11 protein-coding genes and 2 pseudogenes are annotated in these 10,428 nt (G+C 71.0%); 12 read left to right on the forward strand and 1 reads right to left on the reverse strand.

From position 1 onward, the window contains the following. The 3 genes from ACFU95_RS50190 to ACFU95_RS50200 form a co-directional block, all read left to right on the forward strand. A partial coding sequence (locus ACFU95_RS50190; RefSeq protein ID WP_383844393.1) for a universal stress protein occupies positions 1 to 430 on the forward strand: 430 nt, incomplete at its 5' end. Positions 431 to 595: 165 nt separating this feature from the next. Then, complete coding sequence (locus ACFU95_RS50195) at positions 596 to 1,315, forward strand: universal stress protein (RefSeq protein ID WP_383844396.1); 720 nt, start codon at positions 596 to 598, stop codon at positions 1,313 to 1,315. Continuing rightward, positions 1,308 to 1,538: a universal stress protein gene (locus ACFU95_RS50200; protein WP_383844399.1), complete on the forward strand. Its 231-nt coding sequence runs from the start codon at positions 1,308 to 1,310 to the stop codon at positions 1,536 to 1,538. The genes ACFU95_RS50195 and ACFU95_RS50200 overlap by 8 nt, the downstream gene beginning before the upstream one ends. On the opposite strand, the gene ACFU95_RS50205 is transcribed toward ACFU95_RS50200, so the two are convergent. After that, the gene (locus tag ACFU95_RS50205) at positions 1,504 to 1,956 is read right to left on the reverse strand and encodes a pyridoxamine 5'-phosphate oxidase family protein (RefSeq protein WP_383844402.1); all 453 of its coding nucleotides are present in this window, start codon (positions 1,954 to 1,956) and stop codon (positions 1,504 to 1,506) included. The genes ACFU95_RS50200 and ACFU95_RS50205 overlap by 35 nt on opposite strands. Before the next feature lie 527 nt (positions 1,957 to 2,483). Here ACFU95_RS50205 and ACFU95_RS50210 point away from each other — a divergent pair. The 9 genes and pseudogenes from ACFU95_RS50210 to ACFU95_RS50250 all read left to right on the forward strand — a co-directional run bounded on the left by ACFU95_RS50210 (position 2,484) and on the right by ACFU95_RS50250 (position 10,193). Next, complete coding sequence (locus ACFU95_RS50210) at positions 2,484 to 2,642, forward strand: hypothetical protein (protein ID WP_383844405.1); 159 nt, start codon at positions 2,484 to 2,486, stop codon at positions 2,640 to 2,642. Positions 2,643 to 2,777: 135 nt separating this feature from the next. Further along, the gene (locus ACFU95_RS50215) at positions 2,778 to 3,614 is read left to right on the forward strand and encodes a response regulator (protein WP_383844407.1); all 837 of its coding nucleotides are present in this window, start codon (positions 2,778 to 2,780) and stop codon (positions 3,612 to 3,614) included. Between the two features lie 129 nt (positions 3,615 to 3,743). Next, positions 3,744 to 4,700, forward strand: a pseudogene (locus ACFU95_RS50220) (type I glyceraldehyde-3-phosphate dehydrogenase). 120 nt (positions 4,701 to 4,820) lie between these two features. After that, positions 4,821 to 6,551 carry a GAF domain-containing protein gene (locus ACFU95_RS50225; RefSeq protein ID WP_383844410.1) on the forward strand — a complete coding sequence of 577 codons (1,731 nt, stop codon included), beginning with the start codon at positions 4,821 to 4,823 and terminating at the stop codon, positions 6,549 to 6,551. Positions 6,552 to 6,769: 218 nt separating this feature from the next. Then, a pseudogene (locus tag ACFU95_RS50230) lies at positions 6,770 to 7,584 on the forward strand (rhodanese-like domain-containing protein); the annotation flags it as partial. Between the two features lie 86 nt (positions 7,585 to 7,670). Next, on the forward strand, positions 7,671 to 7,937 hold the full coding sequence (locus ACFU95_RS50235; RefSeq protein ID WP_383844413.1) for a hypothetical protein: 267 nt from the start codon (positions 7,671 to 7,673) through the stop codon (positions 7,935 to 7,937). A gap of 144 nt (positions 7,938 to 8,081) precedes the next feature. Continuing rightward, positions 8,082 to 8,369, forward strand: coding sequence for a metal-sensitive transcriptional regulator (locus tag ACFU95_RS50240; protein ID WP_383844416.1), 288 nt, complete (start codon positions 8,082 to 8,084; stop codon positions 8,367 to 8,369). A gap of 49 nt (positions 8,370 to 8,418) precedes the next feature. Further along, complete coding sequence (locus tag ACFU95_RS50245; RefSeq protein WP_383844419.1) at positions 8,419 to 8,814, forward strand: DUF302 domain-containing protein; 396 nt, start codon at positions 8,419 to 8,421, stop codon at positions 8,812 to 8,814. A 956-nt stretch (positions 8,815 to 9,770) separates the two neighbouring features. Next, positions 9,771 to 10,193: an Hsp20/alpha crystallin family protein gene (locus ACFU95_RS50250; RefSeq protein ID WP_383844422.1), complete on the forward strand. Its 423-nt coding sequence runs from the start codon at positions 9,771 to 9,773 to the stop codon at positions 10,191 to 10,193. The last annotated feature ends 235 nt before the right edge of the window (positions 10,194 to 10,428 follow it).

Consider the following 10,428-nt stretch of genomic DNA (forward strand, 5'->3'; position numbering starts at 1 on the left):
CCTGCTGGGCCTGGAGAGCGACTCCGACTCCGACGCGGCCTCCTACGCCTTCCACGAGGCGCAGCGGCGCGGTGTCCGGCTGCGGGTCCTGCACTCGACCCACCGGCACATCACCCCCGAACTGCCCTCGCTGATCCCCGCGACGAGTCCCGGGCAACGGCAGCTCGTCCAGGACGACCGGGCCGAGGAGGCCGTACCGCGCTTCAGCCTGGTCCGACTGTGGGAGGAACACCCCGACGTCGACGTCGAGACCCGCACGGTGCGCACCGGACCGGGGCACGCCCTGGTGGACGCCACGCGTGAGTCCGCCGTGGTCGTCATCGGCGCACACCGACGCGCGAGTGGGCTGGGACCGCAGCTCGGCCCGGTCGCCCACACCCTGCTGCACCATTCCCACTGCCCGGTGGTGCTGGTACCGACGACCGGCTGAGCGGCATACACCCTGTTGCTCCGGTGCCACTGGCTCCTCAGACACGTCCACGTCCGTCAGGACGGCCGTCGCAAAGGCCGATCGGCTGCACTCAGGGACTTGTGGGCCCTCCTGGCACGGAGCTCGGGACACAAGTGTGGGGTCACACACCGAAGGAGGCCCCTCATGTCCCGGCCCGTCACCGTCGGCCTCGACGGCTCCCCAGAGAGCCTCGCCGCTGCCGACTGGGCAGCCTGCGAGGCACGCCTGCGGGCGGTTCCGCTGCGTGTCGTGCACGCCGGGGAACAACAGCCGTACGCCTACGAGCCGTTCGCGGCGGAGGCCGTGGCGATGCCGGGCGAGGACCGGTCCGCCCGCATGCTGCACGACGCCGAAGTATCCTTGACGTACCGTCACCCCGGTCTCCGAATCACCGCCGAGCAGCTCGCCGGACAGCCCGCGGCGGTCCTGTCGTTTGCCGCGCGAAAGGCCGAGGTTCTGGTGTTGGGGTCGCGAGGGCTCGGGCGGGCCGCCGGACGTTTCTTCGGCTCCGTGGCACTGGCCGTGGTGGGCCGGGCCGAGGGACTTGTCGTCCTCGTCCGCGCCGGAGCCGGTGTCGCGGACGAACACCGGGCGGACACCGGCGGGAGCGCCTGCGCGGGCACCCCGTATCGCGACGCCGTACTGGGCCTGCACTTGCGGGAGCATGCCGACGGGATGGTTCTCGAGTTGGCCTTCGACGCGGCCGCGCGGCGCGCCACCAGGCTGCGGGTCGTGCACGGCTGGAACGCGGCACCGTCTCCGTGGGCGGGGGAGACGGACCAGCCGGTCATGGAGGCCAAGGGGATCCTGAACCGAGACATTGCGTCCGTGGCGGGAGAAGTTCCCCGGCGTCGAGGTGGCTGAGGAGGCCGTCGTCGGCAGGCCGGGCGCCCATTTGGCGGACGCCTCCCGAGACGGCTCGCTGGTCGTCCTCGGGCGCAGGCGCCGTCACGCGTTGGTCGGACCGCACATCGGCCCCGTGACGCACGAAGTGCTCCATCGCGCGACCGCACCGGTCGCGGTGGTGCCGCACGACGGATCGGGGCGACGGATCACGACTCGGCGGGCGCGAGCCGGACTCCGGTGACCAGGCCGGGGCGGATCCGGACCGCATAGTCCATGGCCTGTCCCACCCAGGGATGCAGCAAGTCCTGGTAGCGGGCCAGATCGCGGGCGTCGGTCACGAGGTGGGCGTAGCCGGTGACCACCACGCTCCAGCCGAGGTGCCTGTCAGGGTCGATGGCGTCGGCCTCGTACGCCACGACCACCCCCGGCGCGCTCGCGTTCCGGGCCCGTGACGTCAGGGCCGCTCCCTCGTGGGTGCGGATGACGATGTCACCGTCATCCAGGACGTGGTTGACCGGGCGGATCGTCGGCAGGGCGTGTTGGGTGAAGGCGATCCGGCCGAAGGACACGCTGCCCAGGAGCCGCAGCGCTTCGGCACCGTCGAGGTTGATGCTCCGGCGCGGTCCTGGGGCGACCGGCAGGGTGTTGTCGCGGGCCATGGAGGGTTTCCGTAGCTGTTCGTCTCTCACTGGTTGATGTCTCCGACGGGCTCACCTGGTCCGTCACGCGGCTCAAGACCGTGGTGGCCGCTGGTCGGGTGAGGCGACTTCATGTGTGGGTTGCTGTTCGATCAGATCATTCGAACCGCGGCGTCTCCGCGGACGCTAGGGCCGTTCGGCCCTCGCCGGTGGCCGGGCGTCCTGTCGGAGGGGTGCGTCGGGGCCGACGCCGCGTGGGGGCGGCTCCGCGGAAGACCGGCACTGTCGTACCGGTTTCGCGTGTGACCAGTCCGCACGACGGTGCGGGTTCCGCATGGGGCAGTGGACTGGCTCGCGCGGGATCGAGCCTGCGCGGCACTTGGCCCGCACGCATGCCACCTCGATCGGCGCCGTGGGGGACTGGACCCGACCCTGGCTAAGCGTCCTGCCAATTCTGTCCGACCCCCTCGTGGCCCGAAACGTCCGGAGTGTCCTGCCCCTCTACGCCACGGCGGCGGCGTCGCCGACCTGCGCCTCGCCGCGCCCCTGTGCGCCGCACGGTCGGCCTGGCCGCGGAACCGGTCCTGGAGGCGGTCCGCGAGTTCGTGGGCTGTCGCCTCGCGGGCGTGCACGACCACCAGGGCGTTGCCCACCTGTATCCCGGCCGCCGCCGACCATGGTTCCTCGACGTGCCGCGGTTCGGGTGACCCGCACCTCGCCGTCGACGCCCCACTCGCACAGTCGAACAGGACCCACGGTCCGCGCCGCGGGGCCGGATGGCCCTGAGGCCGAGCCGGTCCGCGCAGGAAGGTGGAGCCCCCTGATCGGAGGGAGTGGGTCGCATGACGGGCAAGCGTTGGCATCCCGCACGGCAGAGCCGAATCAAGGGCCGTCCGGCCCTGGCCCGAAGACGAGGAAGCGAGAAGGATCTCCGTCGTTACGGGTACTCGAAACGCGCACGCGGATCACAGGACGAGGAGCATCCGACGACGGAGGGTGGACCGCCCGGCACCGACGGCCCGATCCGGGTCTTCCTGCTGGACGATCACGAGGTGGTACGGCGAGGAGTGCACGACCTGCTGAACGACGAGCCGGACATCACCGTGATAGGCGAGGCCGGCACCGCGGCACAGGCCCTGGTGCGGGTGCCCGCGCTGCGCCCCCAGGTCGCGGTGCTCGACGTGCGTCTGCCTGACGGCAACGGCGTGGCCGTGTGCCGGGAACTGCGCTCGCGGATGCCGGAGCTGGCCTGCTTGATGCTTACCTCGTTCGACGATGAGGAGGCCCTGCTGGACTCGATCATGGCCGGTGCCTCGGGATACGTGCTGAAGCAGATCCAGGGCTCAGACCTGGTGTCGGCCGTGCGGACCCTCGCCCGGGGCCAGTCCCTGCTCGACCCGAGCGCCACCACCAAACTGATGGAACGGCTGCGCCACGGGCGGGAGCAGGAGGAGGAGCCGGACGCTCTGCCCGGCCTCACGGACCGGGAGCGGGAGATCCTCGCCCTGATCGGCGAAGGATTGACCAATCGGCAGATCGGTCAGCGCCTCTTCCTCGCGGAGAAGACCGTCAAGAACCACATCTCCCGTCTGTTGGCCAAGCTGGGCGTCGAACGGCGCATCCAGGCTGCAGTCATCGCCACCCAGGCCCAGGACCGGCTGAAGGAACAGGGCCACTGACGGGCGGTCCGCCAGCGACGCAGGTGGGGCCGGACCTCCCGTACCTCAGCCCTGTACGGCCGCTCCCGCACCGGGTCCGCAGATCGGAGCCTGGCAGCGCACCGGACACCGATCGGGAGGACGACGGACATGAGCGTGCGCGTGGGCATCAACGGATTCGGTCGGATCGGCCGCAACTACCTGCGCTGCGTACTGGAGCGCGCGGAGACCGCCGCCGGAACCCCGGTGGAGGCCGTGGCGGTCAACGACATCACCTCGCCGGCGGCACTGGATTATGCGCTGGAGACGGTCGCCGCATCGCCGTGACCGCCGAGCGCGACCCCGCCGCGCTGGCCTGGGGCGACCTCGGCATCGTCATCGAGTCGACCGGCCGTTTCCGCACCCGGGAACAGGCCGGCCGGCACCTGAGGGCGGGCGCTCGCAAGGTGCTGCTCTCCGCGCCGGGCAAGGACGTCGACGCCACCGTGGTGATGGGCGTCAACGAGGGAACGTGTGACCCGCAGAGCGACCACGTCGTCTCGAACACCTCCTGCACCACCAACTGCGTGGCCCCCATGGTGAAGGTCCTCGACGAGCACTTCGGCATCGCCAAGGGGCTGATGACCACTATCCACGGCTACACCAACGACCAAGTCGTCCTCGACGGGCCGCGCACAGACCTGCGCCGCGGCCGCAGCGCCGCCTCAACATCATCCCTACCTCCACCGGAGCCGCCCGCGCCGTCGGTCTGGTCCTGCCGGAGCTGGCCGGGACCCTGGACGGCATCGCCGTACGCGTGCCTGTCGAGGACGGCTCGCTGACCGATCTGAGCGTGGTCCTCGAACGGCCGGTCACCCCCGAGGAGATCAACGCAGCGTTCCGCGAAGCCGCCGACGGACCGCTCATGGGAGTGCTGCGGGTGCCCGACGCCCCGATCGTCTCCCGCGACATCATGGGCGACGCCGCATCCTGCGTCCTGGACGCCCCGCTGCCCAGGCGAACGGCGAGCTGGTGAAGGTGTTGGCCTGGTACGACAACGAGTGGGGCTATACCAACCGGCTGCTGGACCTCACCGAGTACGTCGCCGCCCGGCTGCCGCGTGGCTGACTGGTATCACGCCCGGCCACCATGGCTGATCCCGTACCGTCCCCCGCCCCCGACCGTTACCGTGGCACTTGACCGTAACGGTCGGCTGTGGGCGTGTGGACGGGACGTGGAGGATCACCGGTGGAGAGCCAGGAGCAGGCCGGGGAGGCCCGTGTACGGCTGCCGCAGCTGAAGCTGGACGAGCTGCTGGAGGAGCTGCAGGCCCGCCTGGACGCGGCCCGCGGCACGCGTGACCGGGTGCACAGCCTCCTGGAGGCGGTGCTTTCGGTCGGCCGGGAGCTGGATCTCGAACAGGCGCTGCACAGCATCGTGGAGGCCGCGGCCGTGCTTGTTGACGCGCAGTATGCCGCGCTCGGTGTGATCGGCTCCGACGGTAAGCGGCTGTCCGCCTTCCACACGGTAGGGGTCGACGAGGAGCAGATCGCCGGCATCGGCCACTATCCGGAGGGCCACGGCATCCTGGGCGAGCTGATCCGCCACCCCGAGCCACTGCGGTTGACGAAGATCTCCGAGCACCCCGCCTCGTATGGCTTCCCGGCGCACCACCCGCCGATGAACACCTTCCTCGGCGTCCCCATCAGGGTCCGCGACCAGGTCTTCGGCAATCTGTACCTGACCGAGAAGCGGGGCGGGGCGCAGTTCGACGAGGAAGACGAGTCGGTCCTGTCGACCTTGGCCGTGGCGGCGGGCGTCGCCATCGACAACGCTCGACTCTACGAGGAGTCCCGGCTGCGGGAACGCTGGCTGCAGGCCAACGCGGAACTCACCCAGAGCCTGATGTCCGGCAGCAAGCGTGGCGAGGCCCTCGGCATGATCGCCGAACGCGCCAGGGAGATCACCGGGGCGGCGCTCGCCGTGGTCGCCGTGCCTCTGGAGGACACCGAAGCGCTGAGGGTGGAACTGGCTGTCGGGCAGAGCGCCGAGGCCCATCGCGGGCTCGTGCTGCCCATGAACGAGAGCCTGATCGGCCAGGCCTTCTCCACCACCACTCCCGTCACCAGCCCGGACGTCACCCGCGATGAGCGTGTGCCGTCCGCCTCGCCCCGATTCGACGGGCTCGGGGCCGCCGTGGCCGTGCCCATCGGGGCGGGCGACGGGGTACGCGGCGTCGTGCTGCTGGTGCGCGAGGAGGGGCGCACGGTGTTTTCCGAGAAGGAGATCGAGCCACTTCGGGGCTTCGCCGCGCAGGCCGCGATCGCCATGGAGCTTGCCGAGCGCCGCGAGGACGCGGAGCAGATCGCCCTGCTGCAGGACCGCGACCGGATCGCCCGGGACCTGCACGACCTCGCGATCCAGCGGCTGTTCGCGACGGGTATGACGTTGCAGAGTACCGGCCGCTTCATCGAGCACAAGGAGGCCTCGGACCGCGTGGCACGGGCGGTGGACGATCTGGACGAGACCATCAAGATCATCCGCTCGACGATTTTCGGCCTGCGCGCCCGCGACGGCGACTCCCGGACCGGGCTGCGGGCCAGGGTGGTCCGGGCGGCCGGTGACGCCGCCACCGTGCTGGGCTTCGCGCCCAGCGTGCGCATGGAGGGCCTGGTGGACACCGACGTGCCTCGGGAGATCGCCGACCATGTGGTGGCCGTGCTCTCCGAAGCCCTGACCAACGTCGGGCGGCACGCCCGCGCCGACCGTGCCGACGTCGCGCTGCAGACCGACGGCCGTGAGGTGCGGCTGACGGTGTCCGACAACGGCGTGGGCATCCCGGCCGAGGGGCGCCGCAGCGGCCTGGCCAACTTGGCCGAGCGGGCTCAGCAGTTGGGCGGTGAGCTGGAGGTGATCACTCCCGAGGGCGGCGGCAGCACGCTGGTGTGGCGGGTGCCACTGGCGGCGGAAGAGCAGTAGGCGGCACTGGGCGCATGGGTCCATCGGGCCTCTCTTGCGGGCCCTTCGGTCCTGTCGGGGCACGGTGCGCGGTGCCAGGCTGAAACCCGGCCCACGAGGCACATCGGCGGATGGGAAGTCCTTGTGTGGCCTCTCCGGAAGGGCAGGGCGGGCCACTTTGCCCGTGCTGGGCCCGCCTCAGGCCGACGGCGGTCGCGCTGGGGACGCCCGGTTCCCGCGTTGTCGGCGAGCACGCCGACGACACCGTCCCCTACGGCGTTCGCACGGGCGACGCCCTCTTCATCGGCGACATCGGCCGGCCCGACCTGCTCGCCTCGATCGGCGTCGCCGCCGACGAACTCGGCCGGATGCTCTACGACAGCGTCCAGCAAAATCTGATGGCACTGCCCGACGCCGTCCGGGTCTTCCCCGCGCACGGCGCCGGGTCTGCCTTCGGCAAGAACCTCTCCACCCAGCGGCAGTCCACCATCGGGCAGCAGCGCGCCGCCAACTACGCCTGCCGGCCCATGGGCGAGGAAAGGTTCGTCGAGTTGGTGACCGCGGGGCAGTCTGCCGCACCCGCCTACTTCGTCTACGACGCCATCCTCAACCGCAAGGAGCATGGCCTGTTCGACCTGTCGCCCTGCCCAGGCCGCTGTCCGTGGCGGAGTTCATGGACCGACGCGCGGCCGGAGCGGTCGTGGTCGACGCCCGTTCCCCGCAGGACTTCGCCGCCGGACACGTGCGCGGCTCGGTCAACGTGCCCCGCCCCGCTGCACACCTCGACGAGGACGTCGTCCTCATCTGTCGCTCCGGCGCCCGCGCCGCGCAGGCCGAACTGGCCCTCGCCGAGGCCGGACTGCCCAATCTGCGCGTCCTCGACGGCGGCATCCTGGCTTGGGAAGGCGCCGGCGGCCCGCCCACCCGGGGCCCCGAACGCTGGGATCTGGAGCGCCAGGTGCGCCGTCGCCGGAAGCATCGTCCTGATCACCGACATCGCTCCAGGAGCCACGGGATATGGGAACAATCGAGGCGTCGCGGGCGCTGCCCCTAATACCCCGTTGGGTATACGGCACCGAGGACGTGTCGCCCGAAGGGGAGGAAGCCGAGGGCCTGTCCCCCAAGGAGGGTGTGAGACCGATGGTGACGGTGCGAGAAGGGCGGTCGCCCACGGCCGGCGACGCGCCTTTGGTGACGACTTGCGGCCGGCGGATCACGGTGAGGTGCCTGAGGCTCGCGTCAACGGACCGGCCGATCAGCCGGGTCGCCCTGGACGTGGGCCGGGACCAGGGCGGTGAGCCGGGAGTATGGGCGGCACTGACCCCGGACGAGGCGCGCGAGATCGCGCGCCGCCTCCTCGCCCACGCCGCGCTCGCGGAGCGCGGCCCCGGGAACGACGCCAGCTGACGGCTCGGGCCGCTCAGTCGTGGATGCCGGTGTGGGTGGACATGCGCTGGTTCCCGGTGCCGCCGGTCTGTCCGGAGTGAACCCGGCCGGGTGTCGATGCGTCGGGCGTACAATACCCACCGGGGTATTTATCCGGGAGCGATAGTGGAACTCGAACTCGAAGGTGCGGACCTCAAGGCCGTGCTCAACCGGCTGCGCCGGGCGCAAGGACAGATCTCCGGTGTGATCCGGATGATCGAGGAGGGCCGTGACTGCGAGGAGGTCGTCACACAACTCGCCGCCGCCTCGCGGGCGCTGGACCGGGCCGGTTTCGCGATCATCGCCACGGGGCTGGAGCAGTGTGTGACCGACATCGAGTCCGGCCGGAAGAACGGCGAGGACACCGCGCAGATGCGCGCCCGCCTGGAGAAGCTGTTTCTGTCACTGGCCTGACAGCAGCGCGACACCCGCCCCCGCGTGAACCGACCAGGAAGACCCCGCCATGCGCTACGACCGCACCGTGCACCTCGACACCGACTTTGCCACCGCCGTCCACCGCGTACGTGACGCCCTCTCCGCCCAGGGCTTCGGCATCCTGACCGAGATCGACGTCACGGCCACGCTCAAGGCCAAGCTCGATCACGACATGGAGGACTACGTCATCCTCGGCGCCTGCAACCCGCCGCTCGCCCACCGGGCCCTGGAGACCGACCGCTCCATCGGCCTCCTGCTGCCTTGCAACGTGGTCGTCCGCGCCGACGGGGAGCGCACCGCCGTACAGGTCCTGGACCCGAACACGATGGTTACCCTCACTGAGCTCGACGCCCTGCGCCCGGTCGCCGAGGAGGCCACCCGCCGCCTGGACGCCGCCCTCGCATCACTCACCGCGCACGGCTGACCGGACCGTCACTCCTCCGGCACCGTGTCCATCGCCCGGACGGGTACTCCGCCACACACGGCCCGCATCCCTTGCAGTGGTCCAGGTCGATCGCGAACCCCTTGCCCTGCTTCGGCTTTGTGATCGCGTTGTCCGGGCAGAAGCCGTAGCAGTTGTCTCACTCGAAGCAGTTCCCGCAGGGCAGCGTTGGGCCTCGAGCAGGGCGTTGAACTCGTCGAGCCCGGGCACCTGCACCACCTCGTCGAACGTCGAGACGCGGCGGGCCAGTTCGAGCCGGGGCTGCTGCGGCGTCGGCGCGTCCGAGAAATACCAGGTGCCGACTCGCTCGAAGTCCGCCGGCGCGTGCTTGGCCCCCGGCTCGTGCGAAGTGGCGCGCGGATAGGCGTCGATGTGCCGCGCGGCCTTCTTCCCGTGCCCCACTGCCACCCGAGTACGAGCCGCACGGGGCGTCGTTCTCCTGTACACCTACTCGCCCAGTCGGGTCCGCTGTCCCGGGCTGGAGCGCCGACCCCACCCGACTCCGCCGGAGGACGCCATGTCCGGCACTCCGAGCATCGTGAGCGATGTCATGACCCGCCCGTCGTGGCCGCCCGGCGCGGGGCGACGGCCGGCCGTCGCCGCCCAGGCACACCACACGCCCGCACAGACTGCGCGGAGCGTTGCGCACTGCGGGGTCGAGTTACCGCCGGTCGTCGACGGCGAGGGCGTGCTGAAGGGCATCGTCAGCCGGTCCGACCTGCTCAAGGACCGCGAGCTGCTGGGACCGCGTCGCCGCCCCGATCTCGACCTGGATCCTCCCGACGACGGCTCGCCCGCACGACCGTCCGGAGCCGCCGGCACCGCGCGACGAGCTCACCGTGCGGCAAAGGGCCGACCGGGTCTCCCAGAGGGCCGTTCGGCCCAGGCGCACCCTGCACCAGGGCGTGACGATGGAAGTGGGAAGAAGGGAGGGTGACATGAGCGGCATGATCGAGAGACTGCCCGGCTGGCCGACTCTTCCCGACCTGTTCGGCTGGGTCGAGGGCGGGTTCCCTGCGGCGCACACCGTTCCGGGAACCCACGGCATCCGCGTCGAGGAGCGCCTGACCGAGGGGACGTACGAGCTGCGGGCCGAGCTCCCGGGCATCGACCCCGCGAAGGACGTCGAGATCACCATCACGGAAGGTCTGCTCACCCTGCGGGCCGAGCGCACCGAAGAGACTGAGGAGAAGCACCACACGGAGTTCCGCTACGGCACGTTCACCCGTTCCGTCCGGCTGCCGGCCGGGGCCAAGGGGGATGAGGCGACCGCGGAATACAAGGACGGAGTCCTGACCATCAAGGTTCCGGTCCCGGAGGAGAAGGCGGGCACCAGGACCATCCCCGTGCGGCACGTCTGAGCGCCGTTGCGCGCTGAGGCCGCACGGCGTGGGGGTGGGCGGGCACCCGGCCACGCACACGCGTCTGCCTCTGCCCGCGACGCAACCGCCACCCAGTCCGCCGCCTACCGGGTCACCGACGGCGCCGTCCGGGAGCGCTGCCTCACGGCGACGCCGCGTCGGGCCGCACGAGAGGTTCCGCTGAGGGGCCTCGCGTTTTCCGGACTGGTGTCTGACCGTTCATTTCACGCGACGG

It is taken from the genome of Streptomyces sp. NPDC057623 (assembly GCF_042800355.1).
GTDB lineage: Bacteria > Actinomycetota > Actinomycetes > Streptomycetales > Streptomycetaceae > Streptomyces.